Consider the following 26,549-nt stretch of genomic DNA (forward strand, 5'->3'; position numbering starts at 1 on the left):
TCATGACCGATGCCGCCCTGCCCGCCGCTCCGATCACGCAGGCTTACGAGCTGGACAGCCCGGCGCGGCGCGCCCGGCGGCGCCTATTCAAACGCAAGGCCGCAGTGTTCGGACTTGTCATGATCACGATGTTCGTCGGCGTCGCGCTGCTCGCGCCGCTCGTCGTGCCCTACGATCCCATCGCGACGAGCTGGAGCCTGGTCCGCAAGCCGCCCACTGCGGCGCACTGGTTCGGCACCGACGAACTCGGTCGCGACATCCTGAGCCGCGTTGTCTACGGCGCTCGCGCGTCGCTGCTCGCGGGCCTCATCTCGGTCGCGATCGCGCTGGGCGTCGGCGTTCCGCTCGGCCTGCTTGCCGGCTATCGCGGCGGCTTCGTCGATGCGCTGATCAGTCGGATTACCGACGCGATGTTGGCCTGCCCGTTCCTGATCCTGGCGATCGCGCTCGCCGCATTCCTCGGCCCGAGCCTCGGCAACGCCATGATCGCGATCGGCATCTCGGCAACCCCGATCTTCATCCGCCTGACCCGCGGACAGGTGCTTGTCGTCAAGGCCGAGGACTATGTCGAGGCGGCCCGCGCGCTCGGCAATCCGCCGTGGCGGATCGCGTTCTCGCACATCCTGCCGAACATCTTGCCGGCGCTGCTGGTGCAGGCGACGCTGTCGATTGCGGCCGCCATCATCGCCGAAGCCGCGCTGTCCTTCCTCGGCCTGGGCCAGCAGCCGCCGGCGCCGTCCTGGGGCAGCATGCTCAACGCGGCACAGCGCTTCCTGACCCAGGCGCCCTGGATGGCGATCTGGCCGGGGCTTGCTATCTTCCTCGTGGTGCTGTCGCTGAACCTGCTCGGCGACGGCCTGCGCGACGCGCTCGATCCGCGCCAGCGCTAAACGTTCCTCATGGTGAGGAGCGCGCTCTTCGCGCGCGTCTCGAACCATAAGGCCCCGCTCCCGCGGCCATCCTTCGAGACGCAGCCTGACGGCCGCTCCTCAGGACGAGGACCTCAGATCACGGTCTCGCGCATCACGCGGCGGCAATCCATCTCGTATTCGAGATCGACCACCGGCGGCCGCGCATAGTGCCAGGTCAGGCCGGAGCGCAACGCCCCGCGGCGGACCAGCTCGTCGACCAGCGCGTGATGGAAGTCGTGCAGGGAATAGGCCTGCACGCCGGTCGTGTCCTTCCAGCCGAAGCCGAAGGCCGTCATCCTGTTCTCCATCTGGGACGTCGTCGTAAAGCGCACCTTCTCGCGAAGGCCTTCCGGGCTGAGGTCGCGGTAGCGCACGGTACGCTCGACATAGGTCCCGCTGCCCTCGCGCGCCTCGGCGCCGCCGGCGATCACGAAGCTCGGCATCTTCGAACTTGTCGGCCGCGTGAAGGAGAAAGCGTAGAACGACGGCTCGGCCGGTGGATCGATCTCGGGACAGACATTGCTGCGCGCCACCGGATTGGTGGTGCCGTCGAAGATGCCCCATTCGGACAGCGTCTTCACATAGTGCATGTTGAACGCGCGAAAGCCTTCCTCGCTGAAGGCCGCCGGTGAGCGCAGCTCGCAGGCACAGAACGCCGTCAGCGGCCGCCCCGCCTCCTGTATATACTTCGCCGCGAGCGCAAACCCTTCCGCGAGCGGCACCAGCCGGTCGAAGCGGACGCGCTCGATCTCATAGCCGTCATCAGCGGCCGCACCGGCCGAATACTGGAATACGGACGGAATGAAACGGTAATTGCCGGCGGAGAATTCACCAATCATGTCGGACTCCTATTCCAGTTGCATGCGAATGCCCTTGGCGCCGTTAAGCAGGCGCTTCAGGTGAAAGCCGGCCAGGGAATCGTCGGCATGCATGCCGACCAGCGCGGCGAAGGCCGGCATGGCCGCGGCATCACCGGCCTCCATCTTGGCAAAAGCCTCGGAATACAGCGCCGTTTCCGGAGCAGCGAATTGGGCCGGCGCCAGCGGCTCGAACGCGCGCAGCGGCTCGCTGCGTCCGCGCAGCATAAGCTCACCGACGGGACGACCTCGAAAATTCTCAGCCGCGTTGGCGATGCTGGCACTGACGCAAATCCGCGTTCCCAGATGCTTGTTCGCGGCCTCCAGCCGCGCCGCGATGTTGATGGCGTCCCCGTACGCGGTGTAGTCGAAAAACCGGTTGCCGCCGAAATTTCCGACCAGTGCCGGCCCGGCGTGAATGCCGATGCGGGTGGTGCCGAAATTCACGCCTCTCGCCTTCCAGCGCGCGGAAAAATCCTCCGCCCAGGCGTCGAGATCGTGCGCGCAGGCGACCGCGCGCGTCGCATAATCGGGCTGATCGCCGGGCGCGTTGAAGAGCACCTGGATCGCATCGCCGATGATCTTGGCAACCGTCCCCTCATGCGCGAAGACGATTTCGGTCATGCCGCCGACGTATTCGTTGAGAAGCGCGCCCAGTGTCTCGGGAGGCGCACTCTCGACCAGCGAGGTGAAGCCGGTAATATCAGTGAAGATGGTCGCGACATCGCGCCACTGCACTTCGATCTCCTCACCTTCGCCCCCTGCCGCCAGACGCTTCGCGAGCTCGGGCGAGAAATGACGCGAGAGCGCGGCGTGGGCGCGCTCGGCTTCGACCTGGCGGCGCCGCACCTCCCGCAGCATTTCGATGTGGCGGATGGTCTTCTGGATCGTCATCTCTAGGTCGGCGAAATCGATCGGTTTGGTCAGGAAGTCGAACGCGCCGCGGTTCATCGCAGTGCGGATATTGCTCATGTCGCCATAGGCCGACACGATGATGGTGGACTTCTTGTCTTCGGCTTCCTGGAGCTTCGCCAGCAGCGACAGCCCGTCCATCCGGGGCATGTTGATGTCGGAGACCACCATGTCGACATGCGGATTCTGCTCGAGCGACTGCAGCGCCTCAAGACCGTCGCGCGCAAATATGATAGTCACCAGCCCATCGCGAATCTGCCTGCGGAATTTTTGCAGGACCAACGCCTCGAGATCCGGCTCGTCGTCGACGAAGAGGATGGTCGCGGTCATGCGGCTTGCTCGAGCCTCGTGTCGATTTCCTGCCGCAGCAGCGCGAAATCAATCGGCTTGGTGAGAAGTCCGACTGCGCCGCGTTCGATCGCCTTCCGGCGCGTCTCGGCGTCGCCATAGGCGGTGATCATGATGACGGGAACATCCGGATGCGCGGCGCGCACCTTCGGCAGCATGTCGAGCCCGCTCATGCCGGGCATGTTGATATCGGACAGAATCAGGATCAACGAGGGGTCGCGCACCTCGGCGGCGAGCTTCAGCGCATCGGGCGCGGACGGCGCGAATTCCATCTGGAAGCGGCCGGCGCGCAAATCGCGCCGGAACTGCTGCCGGAACAGCGCCTCGACGTCGGGCTCGTCATCGACGACCAGGATGTAAACGTTCAAGTCTTGCCTCCGGCAGTGCCGCCCGCCGCCATCATGCGCGGCAGGGTGATGATGAATTCGGTGAATACGCCGGGTGCGGTGTTCACGTCGATCGTGCCGCCGTGCTGTTTCACCACGATGTCGTGGCTCATGGAAAGGCCGAGCCCTGTGCCCTCGCCGGCCGGCTTGGTGGTGAAGAAGGGATTGAACATCCTCTCCTGCACCTCGGCCGGAATCCCGGTGCCGTTGTCGCGAATGCGGACCTCGACCCTGTCGCCGAGATTTTTCGTTGTCGCGCGCAGGATGGGCTCGAAGGCGTCCGCGGTGCTCTCCTTGCGCTGGGCGGTGGCATAAAAGCCGTTCGAGATCAGGTTGAGGAAGACGCGCGCGATCTCCTGCGGGTAGATATCGACCATGCCGGCGGCGGGGTCGAAGTCGCGATCGAGGGTGACGTTGAAGGCGGGCCTTTCGGCGCGCGCGCCGTGATAGGCGAGATTGAGGCTCTCCTCCATGACCGCGTTGATATCGCTGGGGCAATGCTCGCCGGAACCCTCGCGCGAATGCAGCAGCATGTTCCTGACGATGGAATCGGCGCGCTTGCCGTGCTGCACCACCTTTTCGAGATTGCTCCTGAGCATGCCGGTCAGCTCGTCAACCTCCTCCTTCGTCTTGCCGCCAAGCGAGGCTGCTTGCAGGGTCTCGTTGAGCTCGTCGATCAGCTCCGTCGACACTGCCGAGAAATTGTTGACGAAATTGAGCGGGTTCTTGATCTCGTGCGCGATCCCCGCCGTGAGCTGGCCGAGGGACGCGAGCTTCTCGGTCTGGACCAGGCGGTCCTGCGCGGCGCGGAGATCGTCGAGGGATTGCCGGAGTTCTGCGGTCCGCTGCTCCACCTTGTTCTCGAGGTCTGCATAGGATTCCTGCAAACGCGCGCCCATATCGTTGAACTGGTCGGCGAGCCCTTCGAGCTCGTCACCCGTCTTGATCGAGATGCGCTGGGAGAAGTCGCCGCCACCGATCCGTTCGGCGCCGCTGCGCAACGCCTGGATCGGACCGACCATGCGGCGCGCCAGAAAAACCCCCGCGAGCACCGCGAAGATCGACGCGGCAAGCAGCACGATCGCGAGCCGCTGCAGCGAGGCGTAGAGGGAGGCGTAAGCTTCCTCGACCGGCAATTCCACGAACATGGTCCAGCCGAGCGGTGGGATCGGGGCGGACGCCGTCAGAACCTTCTGCCCCTGGATGTTGGTCGCCTCCTGTAGCGCGTCCGGCATGGTGCCGCCGCCGGCCTGCGCGGCCTTCACCTGCGCGAGCCTGGACATGTCGGTGTTGCGCAGGACCAGGCTGATATCGGGGTGCGCGATCAGGCGTCCCTCCGGACCGACCACATAGGCGTGTCCGTGCTCGCCGACCTTGATCTGGGACACGACGTCCCAGATCAGCTTCAGATTGACCTCCGCGATGCTGACGCCGGCATCCTTGCGCGACCCGGCCTGCGCCAGGGTCATGTACGGCTCGGACTCCCTGCGGAAATAGACCGGGCCGTAAAAAACCTTGTGCGCGACCGCCTCGGTGAATTTCGGATCGCCCGACAGGTCGATCCCGCTGTCGATCGCGTCCATGGCGAGCCGCGAGACCCGCAACCGCTCCCTGCCGGTCGCATCGACCTGGGCGAGTTCGGTGATCGCAGGCACCTGGCGCAGCAGCCGCAGCGCATCGAACCGGCGCTGCTCGATCGAGTCCGCCGCCCAGGGCAGCTGCGTGGTCCAGCCGAGCTGGCTCTCGATCTCCTTGACGAACTGACCGATCTTGGCCGCGGCCGCCTCGGCCTGTTCATGCTGGACCCGGATCAGCGCGGCCTTGTGCTCGCGATAATAGAACAAGACCTCGAACAGCCCGTTGGCCAGCAGCGCGATCGCGACGACGGCCACGAACAGCGCGACATATTTGGTGAAGAGCCGCGTCCTGATCCCCTGCCCCGGCGTCGTACCGGACGCGACGCCATCCGGAGCCGCGCTCGGCAGCGCCCGTGCTTGCGGGGTGTCGGGATTGAGGGAAAGGCTCATCCCGCTGAACCTAGCAAGAAGACCGGACCTTGTCTCTCGCGCGAACCGGTATCCACTTCGCTCGAAAACGCTCTAATGGCAGCCGGGGCGCCCGATGCAAATAGAAAAGGGCGGCAGCGGATTGGCCGCTGCCGCCCTCGGGTTCGCTTGCCTGCGACCTCAGGTCGGCCGCAGCGCCTTATCGTTGAGGTCGAGGTCGTTGACCTGCTTGTTTCGCTCGGAATCGGCCGCCGCGCGATGGTCGGTCGCCAGCACCACATAGACCGCCGGCAGCACGAACAGCGTGAACAGCGTGCCGATCGACATGCCGGCGACGACCACCAGACCGATCGAGAAGCGGCTGGCCGCGCCCGCGCCGGTCGCGGTCAGCAGCGGGATCAGACCCGTCACCATCGCGGCCGTGGTCATCAGGATCGGCCGCAGACGAATGCGGGCCGACATTTCGATGGCGGAGCGGCGATCGAGCCGCTCGTTGATCTGGAGCTCGTTGGCGAACTCCACCATCAGGATGCCGTGCTTGGTGATCAGGCCCACCAGGGTCAGCAGGCCGACCTGGGTGTAGATGTTCATCGTCGCCACGCCGAAGAACAGCGGGATCAACGCGCCCACGATCGCCATCGGCACCGAGATCATGATCACCAGCGGATCACGCAAGCTTTCAAACTGCGCCGCCAGCACCAGGAAGATGATGATCAGCGCGAAACCGAAGGTGATCGCGAGCTGGTTGCCTTCCTGGACATACTGCCTGCTGTCAGCGAGATAATCATGGCTGAAGCCTTGCGGCAGATTCTTGGCCTCGCTCTCGAGGAAGTCGACCGCCGCACCGACGGTCACGCCGGGCATCGGCACCGCCGAGAAGGTCGCCGAATTGAGCTGATTGTAGTGTGTCAGCGAATTCGGCTCGGTCTTGGTCTCGATTGACACCACCGTCGACAGCGGAAGCTGCTGGCCGGTGTTGGTCGTCACGTAGTAGCCGGACAGCGATTCCGGCGAGAGCCGCTGGCCGCGCGGCACCTGCGGGATGACCTGATAGGAACGACCCTCGAGGTTGAAGCGGTTGATGTAGTTGCCGCCGAGCAGCACCGCGAGCGTGCTGCCGAGGTTCTGCATGTTGACGCCGAGATCCTGCGCCTTGGTGCGGTTGATCGTCACCTTCACGTTCGGCTGGTTGTAGGCAAGGTCGCTGTCGGAGACGATGAACATGCCGCTCTTGCGAGCGGCGGCCTTCAGCTTCTCCATCTGCTCGTAAACCGCCTGGAACCCCGCGGTGGAGTTGATCACCATCTGCACCGGAAGGCCGCCCGGGCCGCCCGGCAGCGGCGGCAGGTTGAACGCGAACGCCTGCACGCCCTCGATCTTGGAGAGCTCGGCCTGCACCAGCGACTTCAGCTGAATCGACGAGCGCTTGCGGTCCTCCCAGGGCTTGAGCAGCATGCCGGCGATACCGCCCTGCGGGCCATTGATGCCGTTCAACACGAAGCGCAGATCGGTCTCGGGGAATTTCTGGAATTCCGTGTCGAGCTTTTCACCGTAGAAATCGACGTAGTCGATGTTGGCGTATTTCGGCGCCTTGGTCACCGCGAACACGATGCCCTGGTCTTCCTCAGGCGCCAGCTCCTTCGACGTGTGCATGTAGAGGAAGCCGACGAGCCCGAGGATGGTCACCGCAAACAGGCCGGTGATGGCCTTGTAGTCGAGTGAGCGGTCGAGCCTTCGGCCGTACCACCGCGTCAGCGCGCCAAACACCTTGTTGACGAACTTGGCGAAGCGGCCCTCTTCGGTGTTCTTCAGCAGCACCGAGCACATCATCGGCGACAGCGTCAGCGCGATCACGCCGGACACGACCACCGAGCCCGCAAGCGTGAAGGCGAATTCGCGGAACAGCGAGCCGGTCAGGCCGCCGAGGAAACCGATCGGCGCGTACACGGCTGCGAGCGTGATGGTCATCGAGACGACGGGACCCACGATTTCGCGCGCGCCTTCCAGCGACGCCTGGACCGGCGTTTTCCCTTCCTCCAGATGACGATGGATGTTTTCCACCACGACAATGGCGTCGTCGACCACGAGGCCGATCGCGAGCACCATCGCGAGCAGGGTCAAGAGGTTGAAGCTGAAGCCCAGCGCCAGCATCAGCGTGCAGACGCCGATCATCGACAGCGGGATGGTGACGACGGGAATGATGACCGAACGGAACGACGCCAGGAACAGGAAGATCACCACGATCACGATGATCACGGCTTCACCCAGCGTCTTCTCGACCTCGTCGATCGACGATTGGATGAACTTGGTCGAATCATAGGCGACCTTCATCTTCATCGATGGCGGCAGATTGCGTTCGAGCTCGGGGAACAGCGCCCGCACGCCCTTGACCAGCGTCAGCGGGTTGCCCTGCGGAGTTGCCTGCACGCCGATGAAGATCGCGTGCTCGCCGTTGAAGGCGACGCTCGCGTCCGTGCTTTGGGCCGCAAGCTCGACGGTGGCGATGTCCTCCATCCGCACGAAGCCGCCGTCCTTGGCCTTGACGATCATCTTCTTGAACTGGTTGACGTCGGTCAGGCCCGTGTTCGTCGATACGTTCGAGACGATGAGATAGCCCTTGGTCTGCCCCGCCGCGGACTGGAAGTTGTTGGTGGTGATCGCGGTCGCGACATCCGCAGGCGACACGTTGCGGCCTGCCATCTTCAGGGGGTCAAGCCACAGCCGCATCGCAAAGGTCTGGCCACCGAGAATGTCGGCGGAGGCCACGCCGTCGACGGTCGACAGCACCGGTTGCACAACGCGCGTCAGATAGTCTGATATCGCCGAGCCCGACAGCTCTTCGGACGAGAAGCCGAGATACATCACGGCCGTGGTCTGGCCCGTGGTCTTGGTGACGATCGGGTCGTTGGATTCCTTCGGGATCAAATATTTGACCGAGTTCGTCTTGGCCAGGACCTCGGTCAGCGCCTGGTTCGGATCGAAGTTCAGCTTGATGTAGACCTGGATCGTCGAGGTACCGAGCACCGAGGACGAGGTGATGTAGTCGACACCTTCGGCGGAAGCGACCGCCTGCTCGATCGGCGTGGTGATGAAGCCCTGGATCAGGTCCGCGGACGCGCCCGGATAGACGGTCGTGATGTTGATGACCGTGTTCGACAGCTTCGGATATTGCCGGATCGGCAGCGTCGTCGCCGCGCGCAGACCGATCAGCAGGATCAGCAGGCTGACGACGACCGACAGGACCGGGCGTTTGATGAAAATATCAGTGAAGCGCATCGCGGCGATCTCGATTTCGTTGACTTGCAAAGCGCATGACCCGGCCGTGCCGGATCATGCTGCGACGTGTACGATGTCAGTAGCGCGGCGGCTGCGCCGGGATCTGCGGAGCCGGGTCGGTCGAAATCGACACCGCCGCGCCCGATTGCAGCTTGAGCTGGCCAACGGCGACGACCTTGTCGCCCGGCTTCACGCCCTTGACGATTTCGACGCGGCCTTCGACCCGGTTGCCGGTCTGCACGAAAGTGCGCACCGCGCTCAGGCTGGTCTTGCCGTCCTCTTCCTTCTTCTCGGTGATCACGAACACCGAGTCGCCGTACAGCGTGTAGTCGACCGCCGTTTCCGGCACGGTGACCACGGCCGGCTTGTCCGGCAGCACCACCGTGGTGGTCACGAACATGCCGGGCTTCAGGATCTTCTCCGGATTGGAGACGGTCGCCTGCACGCGGATGTTGCGGGTGTCGGTCGAGATCTGCGGCTCGATCGTGGTGATCTTGGCGTCGAAGGTGCGGCCCGGATAGGCGTCGACCTTGAGCCGAACCGGCTGGCCAACCTTCAGGTTGCCCGAGTCCTTCTCCGTCACAGTGAAGTTGGCCCACAGCTCCGACAAATCGGTCAGCGACACCATCGCCGTACCAGCCGTTAGGTACTGACCGACCTCGACCTTGCGGACGCCGAGATCGCCGGAGAACGGCGCACGCACGAGCTTCTGCGAGATCACTGCCTCGGTCTTGGCGATACCCGCCAGCGCCTGGTCGTACGCGGCCTGTGCGGTATCGACAGTTGCCTGCGGACCGAACTGGCGCGACGCCAGTTGCTTGGCGCGGTCGAGCGACAGCTGTGCGACCGTTGACTGCGCCTTGTAGTTGGCGAGGTCGCCCTGCTCCGGCGCGTCGAACAGCTGCACCAGCGGAGTGCCGGCCTCGACATGCGTGCCCGGCTCGAACTTGATCTCGGTGACGCGGCCGTTAACGTCGGCGCTGACGTCGACCTGGTGCACGGCGAAGAGTCCGCCGACGGCGGTCAACAGATTCGGCACCACTTCGGACTTCGCCTCGGCTGCGCTGACGGCTGTCGGCGGCGGCTTGTTGTTGGCGAAGAACTGCTTGATCATCTGGCCGCGGAAATAGTTGAACCAGACGAGGCCACCGACGAGAACGCCCAGAAGCGTGCCGACGATGATGAACCAGAGCACCGGCCGGACCGGACGCTTGGGAGCCTTGTTGTCGATCGGTTCGCCCGAAATCTTGTGTTCGGTTACGATGTTCATGTCATGCACTCTCTGCAATCGCCGTCTTGCCCGCACACGCGGCCTGATCGCGGCCCAAATGCGAAGCAATTGCGGCGTCGTTAAGTCCGATACCCCTCAGGAGAAACTCACAGAGCTGCCGTTCGAGGTCGTTCGCCTTGCCGTAAGCGAGACACGGCGTGGCCGGCAGCCTGGTCATCGCAGCCGTCATCACCGTGTGATGCGCAAACCAGAACAGGTTGAGCGGTTCGCCGTTGTATGGCCGCGCGTCCCCGGCGGCAACCGCGCGCTCGAGTGAGGCGACGAAGGCCGCCCCGATCAGCGTCTCGATCTTGGCATATAGCAAACGGGCAAATTCGCCGTCATCCAAATGACTCGTGGCCATCAGTCGCAGGCGCTGGGCCTCTTCCTGGTCGGGCCCGTCGGCGATGTGAAGGAAATGCCCGACCATGCCGCGGATCACTTCGACCAACGTGACGGTCGATGGCTCGCGTTCGAGCAGCTCGATGAGCGCCGGGTCCGCCTCGCATTCGTCGCTGAGAATTTCGGCGTAAAGCGCGGCCTTGGAGGGGAAATGCTTGAACAGCAGCGCTTCGGAAATGGCGGCGGCCGCCGCCACGCTCTTTGTCGTGGTGCCGGTATAGCCATGTCGGGCAAAGCAACGCTTTGCGGCGCCGAGGATCAATTGACGCCTCAGGTCGCTCGTCATACGCAATGAGCTCATGCTAGTGAGTAAGCACTCACCCACGCAAAAGTCAAGCACTATGCTGCATCGCAACCTGAATGTGTTGCGATTTCAGTGGAAATTGACCTTGCCCACACGGCCCCCGTGCAGGACGGGGACGCCGGGAAGGCCCGCCTAGATCGGCTGGAAGCCGAGGTCGCCGCGAATCCGGTTGAGAATGTAAGTCCCATCGCGGCTTGGCAAAATCCGCTCCAGATTGGCGCTGTCGATCTTTACATTGGCAAAGCGCGGCCCGGCCGTGACGTCGTGGACAGCTTTGGCGAAGGCCTCGACCTCGGCCATGGTCGTAACAGACCGGCTATCCACGATGCCGCAGGCCCTGGCGACGCCGACGAGGTCGGCGGTCGCAGAGGTGTGGCTGGTCTGGCCACCGGTCTCGCCATAGGCCTCGTTGTCGAGCACTGCGATCGAGAGGTTGGACGGCTTCTGGAGGCCGATGGTGGCAAGGCTGCCCATGCCCATCAGCATCTCGCCGTCGCCGGTGATGACCAGCACCGGCAACCTTGGCTGCGCCAAAGCGAGCCCGAGGCCGATCATGGCAGCGCCGCCCATGCCGCCCCAGAGATAGAAATTGCGCGCATGGTCGCCGGCCGCGCACATGTCGTTGGTGGAGGCGCCGAGGCCGCCGATCGCAACCACGTCCTTGCGGTCGGCAAGCAGCGTGGACACCACCTGGCGGCGGTCGAGGAGATTGGCCTTGCTCATTTGGTGAAAACCTTGGCGCCGATGAGGCGCTGCGACAGCAGGACGGCGGTGGGCGTGAGCGCGTTGTAGGCCTGTGCGGCCGCCGCCTCGAGCACGGCCGCCACCTCGGCTGCGGTCGAAGCCCGCAGCACCTTGACACCCGAGAGCTCGAACACGCCCTGCGTGGTCGATCCCATCGGCACCTGCCACGGATTGAACTCGCCCCACTCGCCACGCATGGTCACCAGCGTGAGGAAGGGAAAGCGCAGAATCGGGATCAGCGACAGCATGTTGATGCAATTGCCGACCCCGCTCGACTGCATCAACAGCACGCCGCGCTGTCCACCGGCCCAGGCGCCCGCCAGAAGCGCCACGCCCTCCTCCTCCGTCGTCAGCGGAATGCCACGCATCGTGGACGAGGCCAGCACGCGCTGGATCAGCCTCGAATGGCCGGCGTCGGGCACGTAGGGCACCTGCCGGACGTCGAAGCGTTGCAAGGTCGCGAAAATATCGTCGGGCCAATGAGTGCTGGACTCGGCGGCCGTATCGGCAGCGTCAGCGCGGGCGTGCATTTTCCTGTCCGGTCGGCTTGCAAATCACGGCTCGACTGTAGACGGTGAACCGCGCCGCTCAAAAGAGCGAAAACAGCATATCGGGCTCAACCGGCGAGTATGGCGGCATGAACGCAAGTGCGAATGAACTGGCGGCCAGTTTCGATCTGGAGAAGCTGACGGCGGAATTCTACGACAATCCCTACCCGACCTATCGTGCACTGCGGGAGAACGAGCCGGTCAAGCGCCTGCGCAACGGCACCGTGTTCCTGACCCGCTATGACGATCTCGTCACGACCTACAAGAACACCAGATCGTTCAGCTCGGACAAGAAGCGCGAGTTCGCGCCCAAATACGGCGACACCCCGCTCTACGAGCATCACACCACGAGCCTCGTCTTCAACGATCCGCCGGCGCATACCCGCGTGCGGCGCCTGATCATGGGCGCGCTGTCGCCGCGCGCGATCGCGGGGATGGAGCCAGATATCATCAAGCTGGTCGACGGCCTGCTCGACGCCATCGCCGCCAAGGGCAATTGCGAGCTGATCGAGGACTTCGCCGCCTCCATTCCCATCGAGGTGATTGGCAATCTGCTCGACGTTCCCCATGACGAGCGCGCGCCGCTGCGCGACTGGTCGCTGGCGATCCTGGGAGCGCTGGAGCCCGTGGTGTCACCTGAGGCCGCCGCGCGCGGCAACAAGGCCGTGAAGGATTTCCTCGCCTATCTCTCGACGCTGGTGGTGCGCCGGCGCGAGAGGCCCGGCAACCCCGAGCGCGACGTGCTGACGCGGCTGATCCAGGGAGAAGGTAACGGCGAGCGGCTGACCGAGAAGGAGTTGCTGCACAATTGCATCTTCCTGCTCAATGCAGGCCACGAGACCACCACCAACCTGATCGGCAACGGCCTCGTGGCGCTCGACCGGAACCCGGATCAGAAGCGGCGGCTGATCGACAACCCCGAGCTGATCAAGACCGCCGTCGAGGAGATGCTGCGCTACGAGAGCTCGAACCAGCTCGGCAACCGCATGACCACGGAGCGGGTCGAGCTCGGCGGCGTCATGCTCGATGCCGGCACGTCGATCACGCTGTGCATCGGCGCTGCCAACCGCGATCCGGCGCAGTTTCCCGACCCCGAGAGCTTCGACATCGCGCGCACGCCGAACCGGCATCTCGCCTTCGCCACCGGAGCGCATCAATGCGCCGGCATGGCGCTGGCGCGACTGGAAGGTGCCATCGCGGTCTCACGCTTTTTGGCGCGCTTCCCGAACTATGCCGTGAGTGGCCAGCCGGTCAGGGGCGGACGGGTGCGATTCCGCGGCTTTTTGAGCGTGCCCTGCGCGATCGGCTGAGGCCTCAAAACAAAAAACGCGAAAAACAACCCCATGCACAGTAGAAGGTTACCGGCGCGGAACGCCCGGGCAATTCCGTGCAACTATTTGATAGTTCAGGCGATCAGCGACACTGCGCGCAACGGATACCGGGGTAGCCTAAACCACCGTTTTGTGCCGCGCGATGCAGGTTTGCAGCACCTCATCCATCGGCTTGCCCCACCAGTCGTTGGAGAAGATTTCGATCTCCGAATAGCCGGCAAAGCCCTGCGCCTCGACCGCGTCGCGCACAAATTTGATGTCGATCACGCCGTCGCCCATCATCCCGCGGTCGTTGAGAATGTCCTTGGTCGGCACCAGCCAGTCGCAGACATGGAAGGCGAGCAGGCGGTCTCGGCCGGCGCGCGCGATCTGCCCCATCAGCTCCGGATCCCACCAGATGTGATAGACGTCGAGCGCGACGCCGAGCATGCCGCTGCGATCAGGATCAAGCCGATCGCAGATGTCGAGCGCCTGCTTCGTCGTGTTGACGCAGGCGCGGTCCGCCGCATAGGCCGGATGCAGCGGCTCGATCGCCAGCGGCAGCTTTGCCTGTCTGGCGTAGTCGAGCATGTCAGCGAGCGCTTCCTCGACCTGCGTCCGCGCGCCGGCGATGTCCTTCGACGCCTCGCTGCCAGGCCGCGAATATTGCGGCAGGCCACCGACGACGAGAACGATGCAGGGCGCGCCCAGCGCCTTGGCTTCGTCGACGCAGCGGCGGTTGTCGTCACGCACCTCGCCCCGGCGCGATGCATCCGAGGTGAACATGCCGCCGCGGCAATAGCCTGAGAGATCGAGACCGGCGTCCCGCACGGCGCGCACCGCGCGATCGAGACCGACGGTCGCGACCTGGTCGCGCCAGGGATCAATGGCGCGAATGCCGTGCCTGGCACAGGCGTCGATGATCTCGACGAGGTTACCCTGCTTGCGGATCGTCGCCGTGTTCAGCGACAGCCAGCGGTGGTCGGACGAGAAATCACGCATCAGGATTCGATTCCGTGCGAGGCCAGCACGGTCTTCATCCGCCGCGTCGCAAGTTCAGGGTTGGCGAGCAGGCCGGCCTGATCCACAAGGCGGAACAGCTCGGCCAGATGCAGCATCGAGCGCGAGCTCTCCTGCCCGCCGACCATGGTGAAATGATCCTGGTGGCCATTGAGATAGGCCATGAAGACAACGCCGGTCTTGTAGAAGCGCGTCGGCGCCTTGAAGATGTGGCGCGAGAGCGGCACCGTCGGTCCCAGCACGTCGTGGAAGCCGGCTTCATCACCGGCCGCGAGCCGCGAAAGTGCGTAAGACGCCGCCGGCGCGATGGCATCAAAGATGCCGAGCAGCGCGTGCGAAAAGCCTTCGCCGTCGCCGGCAATCAGCTCCGCATAATTAAAATCGTCGCCGGTGTACATCTTGATGCGCTTGTCGAGACGACGACGCATATCGATCTCGCGCTGCTTGTCGAGCAGTGAAACCTTGACGCCGTCGACCTTGGCGGCGTTGCCGTTGATGATGGCGATCGCCGTATCCATCGCCTTGTCGAGATCGTTGGTGCCCCAATATCCCGTCAGCGCCGGATCGAACATCTCGCCGAGCCAGTGGATGATCACGGGTTCCCGAACCTGCGACAGCACTCGGTCGTAGACCTTGGCGTAGTCGTCGGCGTTACGGCCCAGCTTCGCCAGTGCGCGCGACGCCATCAAAATGATGCGGCCACCGACCTTTTCGACCGCCGATATCTGCTCCTCATAGGCGCGGATCACGTCGTCGAGATTCCTGGCATCCTCGACCGCGAGATGATCGGTGCCCGCTCCAGAGAACACCAGCGCGTTGCGGCGCTTGGCGGCAGATACCGAACGCGTGATCAGCTCCAGCGAGGTCGGCCAGTCCAGCCCCATGCCGCGCTGCGCGGTGTCCATGGCTTCCGCAACGCCGAGCCCGAGGTCCCAGACATGCTCGCGGAACGCGATGGTCTTGTCCCAGTCGACGGCAACGGAGAGCCACGGGTCGTTGTCCGCGAAGGGATCGACGACCGTGTGCACGGCCGAGAACGCGATGCGGTTCAGCGGGCCCTCGAGCTTTGCGGGAAAGGTGCGCGATGCTGCAAGCCGATAGGTCTCGATCGACCGATCGGCCTTGGGCAGCTTGAGCGACAATGACGACGTTGAAGGGACGGGCTTGGGTTGGACGGGCTTGTTCATGACTTCAGACCTCTCCCCGTCATTGCGAGGAGCGAAGCGACGAAGCAATCCAGACTCTCGCCGCGGAGGCATTCTGGATTGCTTCGCTTCGCTCGCAATGACGGCTCAATGACATCGACACTTATCCAGTAGACTCAGACCTTGATCGGCGCGACGTCGATCCAGCGCCGCTCCTTCCAGCTCTTCAGGGCGCATTCGGCGAGCTGCACGCCCTTGACGCCTTCGAGCAGCGTGAACTTGTAGGGCGCATCCTCATAGACGTGGCGGATGAACATCTCCCACTGCTCCTTGAAGCCGTTGTCGTAGCTGACATTATCCGGCAGCTTCTGCCAGTCACCGTAGAAATCGTGCAGCCGCTTCTCGTCGGGATTCCACACCGGCCGCGGCGTCGCCTGACGCGCCTGAATCATGCAGTCGGAGAGGCCGGCGACGGCCGAGCCGAGCGTACCGTCGACCTGGAAGGTGACGAGATCGTCGCGATAGACGCGCGTCACCCAGGACATGTTGATGTGGGCAATGGCGCCGCCCTTGAGCTGGAACGTCGCATAGGCGGAGTCGTCGGCGGTCGCCTTGTACTTCTTGCCCTGCTCGTCGAAACGCTCGGGAATGTCGGTGTTGCCGATGCAGCTCACGCTCTCGACCTCGCCGAAGAGATTGTCGAGCACGTAGCGCCAGTGGCAGACCATGTCGAGGATGATGCCGCCGCCATCCTCGTCGCGGTAATTCCATGACGGCCGCTGCGCCTCCTGCCAGCCGCCTTCGAACACCCAATAGCCGAACTCGCCGCGTACCGAGAGGATGCGGCCGAAGAAGCCGGAGTCGCGCAGGAAGGCAATCTTCTTCAGGCCGGGCAGGAACAGCTTGTCCTGCACCGTGCCGTGCTTGACACCCTTGGCGTTGGCGAGCTTGACGACCTCGAGCGCCTCCTCGAAATTAGTCGCGATCGGCTTCTCGCAATAGACATGCTTGCCGGCATTGATGGCCTGGGTCAAAAGACCCGGCCGTGCCTGCGTGGTCGCGGCGTCGAAGAACATGGTGTCGTTCTTGTCGGCGAGGGCCGCATCGAGGTCGGTGGTCCAGCGCGCAACGTTGAATCTCTTCGCGAGCGCCTCGACTTTCTCGGCGCTGCGGCCGACCAGGATCGGATCGGGCATCACGCGGTCGCCGTTCTTCAAGCGGACGCCGCCCTGCTCGCGGATCGCGACGATCGAGCGGACCAGATGCTGGTTGAGGCCCATGCGGCCGGTGACGCCGTTCATGATGAGGCCGAGGCGTTGGGTGGTCATGCCGATTGCTCCTGAAGTGATTTTGGCTGTTCGAGCGTACGCAGTGCCGACCAGTCCGGATGGATCGACGTCGCAAAGCCCGTTGCATTGAGCGATCCCGTCAGGAGATCGCCGTCGTGAATGGAGAGGCGGATGCCCTGCCCGGCATTGACGTAGAGATCGGGGTGCGCGGCGGCGAAGACCTGGGCTTCAGCGGCAGGCGTGTCACCGAAGCCGTCGACGTAATGATGGCCGTTGCGTTCGGCGTGGGCGATGCCGATGAACGCGCCCAGCGCGAGGTCCTGCTGTACGGCGAGGCCCGCCTGGCAGGTGAGGTCCTCACCCGTCACGAAGACTCTTTCGCCGCCCGCGCTCCATTTCGCCGCGCGCGTCGCGTTGACGATGGACTTGTAAAGCCCTTTGCAGGATTTCGAGGAGATGCCGCAATAGCCGAGCGCGCGTGCCGCAGGAAATGCGTCGTAGGAATCGTCGGCTTCGTCGATGATGAAGCCGCGCGCCGCGAGCGAGCCGAGCGGCGACTGCCTCGTGACATCGCGCGGCATCGGCTGCTCGACATAGAGCAGCCTGGATGAAATCGATCGCAGCGCGGGATCATGGTCGAGCCGGCCGATCAGTGCATGCAAGGCCGCGAGATCGGCATATTGCTCGTTGGCATCGAGCGTCACCTTGTAGTCACGCTCCAGCGCATCGAGCTCCTTGCCAATGCGCGCCAGCCGCGCCGCATCGGCTACGGGGTCACCCGACAGCTTCAGCTTGAAGTATCTTACACCGGAGTTCTCGCGGGCATCGGCAACCCCACCCTCACCTTCAACCGCATCGTCGAGGCCGACGGTATGCCTGATGGCAACACGCGACAGCGGCTTCCGGCCGGATAGAAACGTCGTGAGATCCGCTTCCTTCAGGTCGGGCGACAGCCGCGCATCGATGCCGGCAATGTTGCCGGCCATGCCGTCGAAAAAATTGGTCTCGGCGGCACGGAGCAGCGCATCGAGGATCGCTTTGTCGATTTCCGCGGGGCCGTAAGCCGCCGCAAGCGCCGGAATGTTCTTTTTCGCACAAGTTGCGACCTGGGCACCGATGCACGAGGCATGCAGATCGAATGCCGTCAGAAATCCGGTTCGCGCAAGATAAAGCCCCCGCGCGATCTCCAGCGAGCGGCGCAAGTCATCGACGGTCTGCGCCGGCGACAACTCCGGCCGCTTGTCGAACCATTTGGGCACCAGCAATTCGGCGCTGGCACCGACCGCACTTCCCCTACCCTCGACCTCGATCTCAACCCGCACGAAGAGCTGGGGCGTTGCATTAATGGTGATCGCGCCGAAGCGGAACGGCCGCGCGAAATGCACGGGTCGTTCAAAGAACGCGATGTCTCGCAGCTTCAGGCGCGGCGCCATGGTTTAGTCCAGCGAACCTTGCGAGAAGAAATGCTTGCGGATGCGTTGCACGAGCTCGGTGAAGACAGGGTCGGCCATCACGTCGAGCGAGCGCGGGCGCGGCAGCGGCACGTCGTAGATCGCGGCGATCGTACCGGGCCGCTCGGTCATGACCAGCACACGATCGGCGAGGAACACAGCCTCCGGGATCGAATGCGTGATCAGCAGCACGGTCTTCCTGGTCTCGCGCTGGATCCGCATCAACTCGACATTCATGCGCTCGCGCGTCAGCGCATCGAGCGCGCCGAACGGCTCGTCCATCAGCATGATCCTGGGATCATGCACCAGCGCGCGGCAGATCGAGGCGCGCTGCTGCATGCCGCCGGAGAGCTGCCACGGCAGCTTCCTCTCGAAACCTTCGAGCCCGACCATCTTCAACAGCGCCTTGGCGCGGTCGAGATATGTTTGGCGCGGCAGCCGCTTCATGTCGATCGGCAGCATCACGTTGGACAGGATGTTGCGCCAGGGCAGCAGCAGCGCGTTCTGGAACACGATGCCGACATTGCCGTGCGGCGTCGTCACCTTCTCGCCCTCGACCAGGATCTCGCCTGATGTCGGCGGCAGCAATCCCGAGATCAGCTTGAGCAGCGTGGACTTGCCGCAGCCGGACGGGCCGACCACGACGAAGAACTCGCCGTCGTTGATGTGAAAGTCGAGCGGCCGCAGCGACGGCACGTCGCCATCGCGCGTCCGATAGGTTTTGGACACGCCGGACAGTTTGATGCCCGACGCATCGCCCGCAGCCCGGTCGCTCACCAGTCTCAGATGCGCGGCGGGCTGCACGGCAGCGACCGACTTTGTTGCTGGGTTCATTCAATCAAGTCCATTCGACGTCATGAACCGTCATTCCGGGATGGTCCGCAGGACCAGACCCGGAATCTCGAGATTCAGGGTTCGCCCTTCGGGCGCCCCGGAATGACGGTGTTGTTGCTTTCACGAGCCGCTCTTCGGCAGGTAGTCGTTGGTGTAGAAGGCTTTCGGGTTGTCCTTCGCCTTGGCGTCGAGCCCGCCATATTCGACCATCAGGTTGACGGAGTCCGTCATGTTCTGGTCGGTGACCTGGAATGGCCGCTTGCCCTTGGTCTCCGCGGTCCGATAGAGCGGAATGGTCAGCTCAAAACCCTGCGTCAGCGTATCGATCTTGCCGCCCTTGGGGTTGGCATCGAGGATCGACTGCGCCGCGGCCTTCGGCTCCTTCTCGGCGGCCTCGACCGCCTTGGTCGTCGCCGACATGAAGCGGCGGACGAGGTCGGCATTGGCTTTCACATAATCAGTGTTGGCGATGATGCCCGAGGAGACCATGTTGATGCCGTAGTCCGCGAACTTGATCGGATAGACGTCCTTGCCGGTGGCGTCCTTGATCTTCATCGACTGGTCCATGACGTAGCCGAGCAGGAGATCAGCCTGGCCGTTGATGACCGCGTTGAGCTTGGTCTGGCCGTCGCCGGCAACGGTCTGGAAGTCGCTTTCCTTCAGACCGGTCTTCTTCAGGAACAGGGGCCAGATCTGGGTCATGGAATCGGCCGGCGTGATCGCGACCGTCTTGCCCTTGATATCCTCGGGCTTCTTGATGTTCTTGTCGACGAAACCCATGGCGGACATCGGGCTGGTCTGGAGCAGCACGCCGGTCGCGACCACCGGAGCGCCCTTGATCGCGGCGCGCATCATGGTGGGCACGTCGACATAGCCGAAATCGGCGGTCTTGGCGGCCACCGCCTGCGTGGTCGCAGCCGAGCCGCGGCCTTCCTGGATCTCGAGATCGATGCCCTCGGCCGCGTAGATGCCCTTGGCCTTGCCGTAATAGAACGGCGCGTGCTCGCCATAGACGTACCAGTTGAGCATCAGCACGACCTTGTCGGCCGCCTGCGCCGGCATGGCCGCAAACACCATCAGCGCCGTCGAGACAGCTCCTATCCACCGCATCATCGTCACTCTCCCTTGTCGTTGTTGCGTCGGCCGTTAGCGGCCGTTCGTTGCTTTGGTTGTTATTAAGAGGCGAAAATCACGTCCTCGCGCTGGCTGACATGCCAGGGGATGACCAGCTTCTCGATGCGGTCCACGACCCAGAACAGGATGACGCCGAGCAGCGCGAGGATCACGAGCGCTGCGAACATTGTTGGCAGGTCGAAGGTTCCGATCGAGCGTTGCATCACATAGCCGATGCCGGAATTGGAGCCGACGAATTCGCCAACGACAGCACCGACCACGGCGAGCGTCACCGACACTTTGAGGCCCGAGAAGATCGCCGGCAGCGCATGCGGCAGGTTCACCGCGCAAAACACCTGGAAGCGGCTGCCCTGCATGGCGCGGGCGAGATCGACCATATCTGGATCGACCGATTTGAAGCCCTGCACGGCGGAGACCACCACCGGGAAAAAACCAAGCAGAAACGCCGAGATCACCTTCGGAATGATGCCGAAGCCGAACCACACCACGAACAGCGGCGCGATCGCTATCTTCGGCACGGATTGGGAAAACACCAGCAGCGGATAGACGTAGCTCTCCACCGTCTTCGACCCCGCGATCAGCATGGCGACGGGAATGCCGAACAGCGCCGACAGCAGGAAGCCGCAGACGGTGGCATAGGTCGTCGGCCAGGACTGGCGCAGCAGTTCCGGCCAATCGGTGCGCAGCACCGCAATGACATCGCCCGGCGACGGGATCTGGTAGGCGGGGATCTTGAACAGCCGGATCGCGAGATCCCAGGCGACAACGATGAACACCAGGAACAGAAACGGCCGGATCCAGGCCGCGTTCAGCATCTTGGACACCGCACTCTGCGGCTTCAGCTCAGCCACGTCTCACTCCCGGTCGTCTTGTTCGTTGGGAGAGAAATTAACCCGTTGGATAAATACTGTCCAGAGCTTTCCCTGTGACGTTTTGCGCCGGGGTTCCGGGCAAGGTTTGGCGGAGGATCGCGGTGGAGCGTGCCGTCCTCCAAACATTCGGTGTCGTCCTGGCGAAGGCCAGGACCCATAGCCACAGGGCAAAGTTTTGGCGAACGCTGGTCGTTCGGGGTTAGCCCCACGCCCGATCGATAGATCACGCGGTATGGGTCCTGGCCTTCGCCAGGACGACGTTGGGGAGCAGTCCGACTCCACAATTTCCATTATCGCAAGCAGCGAAACGACGAACTGCCGCTAAACCGTCTGCGCCGCCGTCGCGCGCTTTTTCGGCGCCTTCACCACGTCGAACAGCGCGGCCGACCGCCCCGTCAGCGCTGCCAGCACGAGGCCGACCATGTGGTCCAGCCGCTCGTCCTTGGCGTCCTTGGCCAGCAAATCGCGACCGAAGATCACGCTCAGTGTCGCCGAGTTCGACAGATAGAAGAAGCAGAGTCCCGCGATCGAGATGTAGAGCTGCACCGGATCGACCGCGACCTGGAAATCGCCGCCATCGACACCGCGTCGCACCACGGTGCGGATCATCTCGACGAAGGGCGAATGCATCGACTTGACCTTGGTCGAGCGCTTCAGGTGCTTTGCGCGCGCGAGGTTCTCGGTCTGGAGCAGCGACAGGAATTCGGGATTGCGCAGGAAATAATTCCAGGTGAACTCGATCAGGCGCCTGATGGCCTCGGGCGGGTCGAGATGTTCGAGATCGAGCCCGCGCTCCTCGCTGCGGATCTTGTCATAGGCGCCTTCGAGCACCGCGAGATAAAGCTCGTCCTTGTTGCCGACGTGATAGTAGAGCATCCGCTTGTTGGCGCCGGCCATTTCAGCAATGCGGTCGACGCGCGCGCCGGCAAGCCCATGGGCCGAGAATTCCTGCTTGGCGGCTTCGAGAATGCGCAGCCGCATTCCCTCGGGATCGCGCTGCCATTTCAGAGTTCGCTTTGCCTTCGCCAAACCGGTTGCTCGCTGGGTGCTTCAAGACGCATGTAACACGCGGGCGGGCGTTTGAGAACGATCTCGTGCCCCGGACGCAGCGCAGCGCTCTTCAGCGGTGCGCTGCAGAGCCGGGGCCCATATCTCAAATGAGAGGTGGCCGCTTCCTGGGTCCCGGCTCTGCGCAGCAACGCTAAGGGCGTTGCAGCGCGTCCGGGACACGAACGAGAGTTAGGCCTTTCAATCCACCGGCTTCGGCGAGCGCTCCAAGAGCACCGTCTGGATGCCGCAGGTGCCGGTCCTGACCGTCATGATCCGCGTGCCCGGCTTGCGGCCGTTGCGCACTTCGGTGACGTCGAGGCCGGCGGCGATCAGGCGCGCGCGCGTGGCGTTGATGTCGGCCACCCGCCAGCTCAAGCCCCAGAGCCGGTCATGCAGGGAATCGGCGCCCGCGACGGGGCGGCGCACCACCTCGACGACGAGATCGCCGCAGCGGAAGAACATCAGCTGGCCCCAATCATGGTGCGAGCGGTCGAGCGCCAGATCGAGCCCGAGCCGCGCGCCATAGAGCGCGGCGGCGCGATCGGAATCCTCGGTGGTGATCACGACGTGATCGAGCGCATCGATCGGCGCGATATCGGTCGCCGACGAGAGCGGACGCTCATCAGCCAGTTCGAGGAAGAACATGCGCACGCCGCGCGTGAGCTCCGTGGCGGCACGCGTCCGCTTCCAGTGCAGGATCGCGCCGCTCTCCACGTCGCTGCTTTCGACCTCGGCAACCGGATCCGGCTTGAGCGCCACCCGCTCCAGCCGCCGGTGCATTTTGCTCATGTCCGCGACACGAAAGCACAGGCTGGCGAGCACGCCCTCCTGGTCGTCAAGCAGCGCGCGCATGCGATCGGCGGTCACGCTGAAACCGTTCGGCGCCATCAATTCGATCGTCATGTTGTCCAGGGTGAACAGCACTCGGTCGGCGCCCTCGCCCGAGTTCTGCCAGGCCGGCGCGCGCCCGAGCAGCGTCTGATAGGCCGCCTTGGCCGCACCGATATCCCTGACCAGGGCGACGACGTGATCGAGGCCGGTGATCATGTTTCCCCCTGTTGATCGGCCGGAACCGTGGACCGAGAGACGGCGTTTGTCCGGGCTTGGCATTGCCCGGTGATGGTCGTATTCCGGTCGCATGCCGACCTCAAGCACTCCGAGCGACGGTTTTGCGAATAATTTCAGCGGCCCCTCGGCGGAACCGGTGTTACAGTAAGCATGCCGGCCGGGACCACAAGCGCATCACGGACAAGCAATGCAGGCTCTCTTCATCGGACAGACCTATATCGACGTCGTCTTCATCACCGACCACATGCCGACCGGCGACGAGAAGCACGTGGCCTCCGACTACGCGGTTTCCTTCGGCGGCAATGCGGTGACGGCGGCGTTCTGCTGCGCCAAGCTCGGCATCGTACCCGATCTGATCGCCACGGCTGCCAATGACTGGCTTGGCCGCATGTTCATGGACATGTGCGCGAAATACGCGATCTCGCTCCATGGGCGGAAGGTCAACCAGTCCTCGCTGTCCTTCATCATGCCAAAGGACGGCAAGCGCGCCATCGTCCGCTGCCGCGACGACGACCACATCCATCCGTTCCCGATGCTCAATCTCGGCGGCTGCCGCGCGCTGCATGTCGACGGCCACCAGCCCGATGCCGCGCTCCACTACGCAAAAGTCTGCCGCGAGGCCGGCATCTTGACCTCGCTCGACGGTGGCGGCCTGCGCACCAACACGCATGAGCTATTGGAATTCATCGATGTGGCGATCGTCGCCGAGCGCCTGTGCGAGCAGATGGATCTGACGCCGGAGAAGATGCTGGACTACCTCAAGAGCCGCGGCTGCAAGATCGGCGGCATCACCATGGGCGAGAAGGGCCTGCTCTGGTACAACGAAACAGGCGCAATCGAGATCATGCCGGCGATGCCGATTCCGCGCGAGCGCGTGATCGACACCAACGGCGCCGGCGACGTCTTCCACGGCGCCTATGTCTATTCCTATCTCGCCCATCCCGGCAAAAGCTGGCGCGAGCATTTCGATTTTGCCCGCGCCGCCTCGACCTTCAAGATCCAGCGTCTGGGCAACGAAGCCGGCCTGCCGACACTTGTCGACATCGCCAAGGTCAGGCACGAGTTCGAGGTCAGGGTCTAGCGTTCGCCGAGGTCTGTTATGGGGCGCGTCTTCGTCGCCGGCAGCATCAACATGGATGTCGTGGCGACAGCCGATCGTCATCCGAAAGTCGGCGAGACCGTCGCCGGCAAGCAGGTGCTGTATTTCCCGGGCGGCAAGGGCGCCAACCAGGCGGTCGCGGCGTCACGGCTTGGCGCGAGGACCACGCTGATCGGCCGGCTGGGCAAGGATTCGTTCGGCGGTGAGCTGAGGACGTTCCTCGACGCGCAAGGCATCGCGCTGGATTTTGTCCGCGAGACCGCCGAGGCGCACACCGGCACTGCCATCATCACGGTGGCGGCGGCCGACAACACCATCGTCGTCATTCCCGGCAGCAATGCGCTCGTCGGCGTCGATGACGTCGCGACCGTCCCGCTGGCAAAGGGCGATGTCGCGGTGAGCCAGTTCGAGATCCCGCTGCCGACGATTGCCGCGTTCTTCCAGCGGGCTCGCGCGGCTGGAGCTACGACGCTGCTCAATCCGGCCCCGGCGATGAACGTAAGCCGCGATCTGCTGGGCCTCGTCGACGTCCTCGTCCTCAACGAGACCGAACTCGGTCTGTTGGCCGGCATCGAGCTCTCCGACAGCGATCCTTACGATCGCATCACCGACGCCGCTCGCCGAATTCAGGCCGAGACCGATCAAATCATCTGCGTCACGCTGGGCAAGCGTGGCGTATTGGCGCTCATCGCCGGCAGACCGCACCATATCTCGGGCCGAGCCGTCACCGCCGTGGACACGACCGGTGCAGGCGACTGCTTCGTCGGCGCCGTTGCGGCGCTTCTTGCCGACGGACAGCCGATCCAGAGCGCGCTTGGATACGCCAACGTGGCTGCATCGATCAGCGTGCAACGAATGGGCGCAGCACCGTCGATGCCGACGATCGCGGAAGTATCAGCGGTGCTGCGGGCAGAGCGCGGCGGCTCGCCTTAAGCCAGCGCGCCCTTCAGGTCAAAACTTTCATCCGCGGCCTGCTCCGGCGTGATCGAGCGATCCAGGCCGAACAGGCGGCGGCCGAACATGTGGTCGCCGGCGCGGTTGATCGATTCGATGCCGAGCAGACTGTCGCCCTTGTAGCAGAACGCCGAGAACGCCTTGTTCGCCGGGCTGCCGCGCAGCACGACACGGTCGTAGCCGGTGGTGAGGCCCGCGATCTGGAGCTTGTCCTCGCCCTGGTCGCTCCAGAACCAGGGATGGCTGTCATAGGCCTTCCGGTCGCCGGTCAGCCGTGCCGCGAGGCAGCGCGCGTGATCGGTGGCGTTCTGCACCGATTCGACCCGCAGCGAACCGCCGAAGCGCGGGCTTTTGAACAGGGCGCAATCGCCGATCGCGGAGATATCGGGATCGGCCGTCGAGAGATATTCGTCGACGATGATACCGGCCGCGACCGGCAGCCCCGCCTCTGCCGCAAGCTCGATGTTCGGCAGCACGCCGACGCCGACCACGACGAGATCCGCCGGCAGATGCCTTCCGTCGCTCAAGGAGACGCCGGTGACCTTACCGTCCACTGCCTCGATCGCGGTTGCCTGCACGCCGAGGTGAATGCGGATGCCCGCCTCGCGATGCCGCGCCTGAAAATACTCCGAGACCTCCGCCGTCACCGCGCGCGCCATCACGCGCGGGGCGAGCTCGAGCACGTCGACCTCGAGGCCCTTGATGCGCGCGGTGGACGCGAATTCGAGGCCGATGAAGCCGGCGCCGATCACCACCACCCGCGTCTTCGACGGGATGATTTTTCGCAGCGCCTCGCTCTCATCGAGGATGCGCAAATATTTGACGTCGGGAAGGTTCGCATTGGGCAGATCGAGCAGCCGGTTGCGGGCGCCCGTCGCCAGCACGAGGTGGCCGTAGGGCAGCGTCTTGCCCGAGGCGAGCAGGACCTTGCGCCCGGCGCGGTCGATCGACACCGCGCGGCCCGCGACGAGCTCGATGGTCTGGTCCTGGTAGAATTTCTCCGGCCGGAACATCAGGCTCTCCGGGCCGGCCGCACCCTTGATGTAGGCTTTGGACAGCGGCGGCCGCTGATAGGGCAGATGGGCCTCGTCATTGATCAGGCAGATGGGAGCGGAAAATCCAGCCTGACGCAGGGATGCCGCGACCTGGTAGCCGCCATGGCCGGCACCGACAATGATCACCGGACCATCCGTCATCGGACAGCCCATTTCCGCAAGACACGAGCGTCACCCATGTCGTCTCCTCTCTCGCTGATATTGGCTTGGCTTGCCCAGGAGGAGCCGGCGCTCGTGTCCGTCCCTGACGAAAGCGGCCCCATTTGAGCTGAACATTCCGCTCGGCGCAAGGGCCGTAGGCGGG

The 26,549-nt window shown here is 64.1% G+C and carries 23 protein-coding genes; 4 read left to right on the forward strand and 19 right to left on the reverse strand.

Annotation, left to right across the window (positions count from 1 at the left end; all coding sequences use genetic code 11):
- Positions 1-2 precede the first annotated feature (2 nt).
- Complete coding sequence (locus tag JQ591_RS16085; RefSeq protein ID WP_211396994.1) at positions 3-890, forward strand: ABC transporter permease; 888 nt, start codon at positions 3-5, stop codon at positions 888-890.
- A 113-nt stretch (positions 891-1,003) separates the two neighbouring features.
- On the opposite strand, the gene cnbZ is transcribed toward JQ591_RS16085, so the two are convergent.
- From cnbZ to JQ591_RS16130, 9 genes are all read right to left on the reverse strand, one after another.
- On the reverse strand, positions 1,004-1,750 hold the full coding sequence (gene cnbZ, locus JQ591_RS16090; RefSeq protein ID WP_211396995.1) for a 2-amino-5-chloromuconate deaminase CnbZ: 747 nt from the start codon (positions 1,748-1,750) through the stop codon (positions 1,004-1,006).
- A 9-nt stretch (positions 1,751-1,759) separates the two neighbouring features.
- Positions 1,760-3,010 carry an adenylate/guanylate cyclase domain-containing protein gene (locus tag JQ591_RS16095; RefSeq protein ID WP_211396996.1) on the reverse strand — a complete coding sequence of 417 codons (1,251 nt, stop codon included), beginning with the start codon at positions 3,008-3,010 and terminating at the stop codon, positions 1,760-1,762.
- A complete protein-coding gene (locus tag JQ591_RS16100; RefSeq protein WP_211396997.1) occupies positions 3,007-3,396 on the reverse strand; it encodes a response regulator in 390 nt (129 codons plus the stop codon). The genes JQ591_RS16095 and JQ591_RS16100 overlap by 4 nt, the downstream gene beginning before the upstream one ends.
- Positions 3,393-5,441 (reverse strand): sensor histidine kinase, encoded by a 2,049-nt coding sequence (locus JQ591_RS16105; protein ID WP_211396998.1) that lies wholly within the window; start codon positions 5,439-5,441, stop codon positions 3,393-3,395. The genes JQ591_RS16100 and JQ591_RS16105 overlap by 4 nt, the downstream gene beginning before the upstream one ends.
- Before the next feature lie 159 nt (positions 5,442-5,600).
- Positions 5,601-8,696, reverse strand: coding sequence for a MexW/MexI family multidrug efflux RND transporter permease subunit (locus tag JQ591_RS16110; RefSeq protein ID WP_211397252.1), 3,096 nt, complete (start codon positions 8,694-8,696; stop codon positions 5,601-5,603).
- 76 nt (positions 8,697-8,772) lie between these two features.
- Positions 8,773-9,966: an efflux RND transporter periplasmic adaptor subunit gene (locus tag JQ591_RS16115; protein WP_211396999.1), complete on the reverse strand. Its 1,194-nt coding sequence runs from the start codon at positions 9,964-9,966 to the stop codon at positions 8,773-8,775.
- 1 nt (position 9,967) lies between these two features.
- On the reverse strand, positions 9,968-10,669 hold the full coding sequence (locus tag JQ591_RS16120; RefSeq protein ID WP_211397253.1) for a TetR/AcrR family transcriptional regulator: 702 nt from the start codon (positions 10,667-10,669) through the stop codon (positions 9,968-9,970).
- A 135-nt stretch (positions 10,670-10,804) separates the two neighbouring features.
- Positions 10,805-11,395 carry a thiamine pyrophosphate-dependent enzyme gene (locus tag JQ591_RS16125; RefSeq protein WP_211397000.1) on the reverse strand — a complete coding sequence of 197 codons (591 nt, stop codon included), beginning with the start codon at positions 11,393-11,395 and terminating at the stop codon, positions 10,805-10,807.
- Positions 11,392-11,946, reverse strand: a complete 555-nt coding sequence (locus JQ591_RS16130) for a phosphonopyruvate decarboxylase (RefSeq protein WP_211397001.1) — start codon at positions 11,944-11,946, stop codon at positions 11,392-11,394. Before JQ591_RS16130 ends, JQ591_RS16125 begins: the two co-directional genes overlap by 4 nt.
- Positions 11,947-12,053: 107 nt before the next feature.
- Between JQ591_RS16130 and JQ591_RS16135 the strand changes: the two genes are divergently transcribed.
- Entirely contained in the window at positions 12,054-13,274 is a 1,221-nt protein-coding gene (locus JQ591_RS16135) for a cytochrome P450 (protein ID WP_211397002.1), read from the forward strand.
- A 138-nt stretch (positions 13,275-13,412) separates the two neighbouring features.
- Here the strand turns inward: JQ591_RS16135 and JQ591_RS16140 are convergent, their stop codons facing one another.
- The 9 genes from JQ591_RS16140 to JQ591_RS16180 all read right to left on the reverse strand — a co-directional run bounded on the left by JQ591_RS16140 (position 13,413) and on the right by JQ591_RS16180 (position 23,116).
- A complete protein-coding gene (locus JQ591_RS16140; protein WP_211397003.1) occupies positions 13,413-14,276 on the reverse strand; it encodes a sugar phosphate isomerase/epimerase family protein in 864 nt (287 codons plus the stop codon).
- Positions 14,276-15,481, reverse strand: a complete 1,206-nt coding sequence (locus tag JQ591_RS16145; protein ID WP_211397004.1) for a dihydrodipicolinate synthase family protein — start codon at positions 15,479-15,481, stop codon at positions 14,276-14,278. The genes JQ591_RS16140 and JQ591_RS16145 overlap by 1 nt, the downstream gene beginning before the upstream one ends.
- 134 nt (positions 15,482-15,615) lie before the next feature.
- Entirely contained in the window at positions 15,616-16,767 is a 1,152-nt protein-coding gene (locus JQ591_RS16150; protein WP_211397005.1) for a Gfo/Idh/MocA family protein, read from the reverse strand.
- Positions 16,764-18,161: a hypothetical protein gene (locus tag JQ591_RS16155; RefSeq protein ID WP_211397006.1), complete on the reverse strand. Its 1,398-nt coding sequence runs from the start codon at positions 18,159-18,161 to the stop codon at positions 16,764-16,766. The genes JQ591_RS16150 and JQ591_RS16155 overlap by 4 nt, the downstream gene beginning before the upstream one ends.
- A gap of 3 nt (positions 18,162-18,164) precedes the next feature.
- Positions 18,165-19,013, reverse strand: coding sequence for an ABC transporter ATP-binding protein (locus tag JQ591_RS16160; protein WP_211397007.1), 849 nt, complete (start codon positions 19,011-19,013; stop codon positions 18,165-18,167).
- Between the two features lie 120 nt (positions 19,014-19,133).
- A complete protein-coding gene (locus JQ591_RS16165) occupies positions 19,134-20,126 on the reverse strand; it encodes an ABC transporter substrate-binding protein (RefSeq protein WP_211397008.1) in 993 nt (330 codons plus the stop codon).
- Positions 20,127-20,188: 62 nt separating this feature from the next.
- Positions 20,189-20,998 carry an ABC transporter permease gene (locus tag JQ591_RS16170; protein WP_211397009.1) on the reverse strand — a complete coding sequence of 270 codons (810 nt, stop codon included), beginning with the start codon at positions 20,996-20,998 and terminating at the stop codon, positions 20,189-20,191.
- A gap of 342 nt (positions 20,999-21,340) precedes the next feature.
- The gene (locus tag JQ591_RS16175; RefSeq protein ID WP_211397010.1) at positions 21,341-22,048 is read right to left on the reverse strand and encodes a TetR/AcrR family transcriptional regulator; all 708 of its coding nucleotides are present in this window, start codon (positions 22,046-22,048) and stop codon (positions 21,341-21,343) included.
- Positions 22,049-22,267: 219 nt separating this feature from the next.
- Entirely contained in the window at positions 22,268-23,116 is an 849-nt protein-coding gene (locus JQ591_RS16180; protein WP_211397011.1) for a VOC family protein, read from the reverse strand.
- 208 nt (positions 23,117-23,324) lie between these two features.
- Between JQ591_RS16180 and JQ591_RS16185 the strand changes: the two genes are divergently transcribed.
- Together JQ591_RS16185 and JQ591_RS16190 are read left to right on the forward strand one after the other, a co-directional pair.
- Positions 23,325-24,218 carry a sugar kinase gene (locus JQ591_RS16185; RefSeq protein WP_211397012.1) on the forward strand — a complete coding sequence of 298 codons (894 nt, stop codon included), beginning with the start codon at positions 23,325-23,327 and terminating at the stop codon, positions 24,216-24,218.
- An 18-nt stretch (positions 24,219-24,236) separates the two neighbouring features.
- Complete coding sequence (locus JQ591_RS16190) at positions 24,237-25,169, forward strand: ribokinase (protein ID WP_211397013.1); 933 nt, start codon at positions 24,237-24,239, stop codon at positions 25,167-25,169.
- On the opposite strand, the gene JQ591_RS16195 is transcribed toward JQ591_RS16190, so the two are convergent.
- Positions 25,166-26,386: an NAD(P)/FAD-dependent oxidoreductase gene (locus tag JQ591_RS16195; protein WP_211397014.1), complete on the reverse strand. Its 1,221-nt coding sequence runs from the start codon at positions 26,384-26,386 to the stop codon at positions 25,166-25,168. The two genes, JQ591_RS16190 and JQ591_RS16195, sit on opposite strands and share 4 nt — an antisense overlap.
- Positions 26,387-26,549 lie beyond the last annotated feature (163 nt).

Source organism: Bradyrhizobium canariense (assembly GCF_018130465.1).
Taxonomy (GTDB): Bacteria; Pseudomonadota; Alphaproteobacteria; order Rhizobiales; family Xanthobacteraceae; genus Bradyrhizobium; species Bradyrhizobium canariense_C.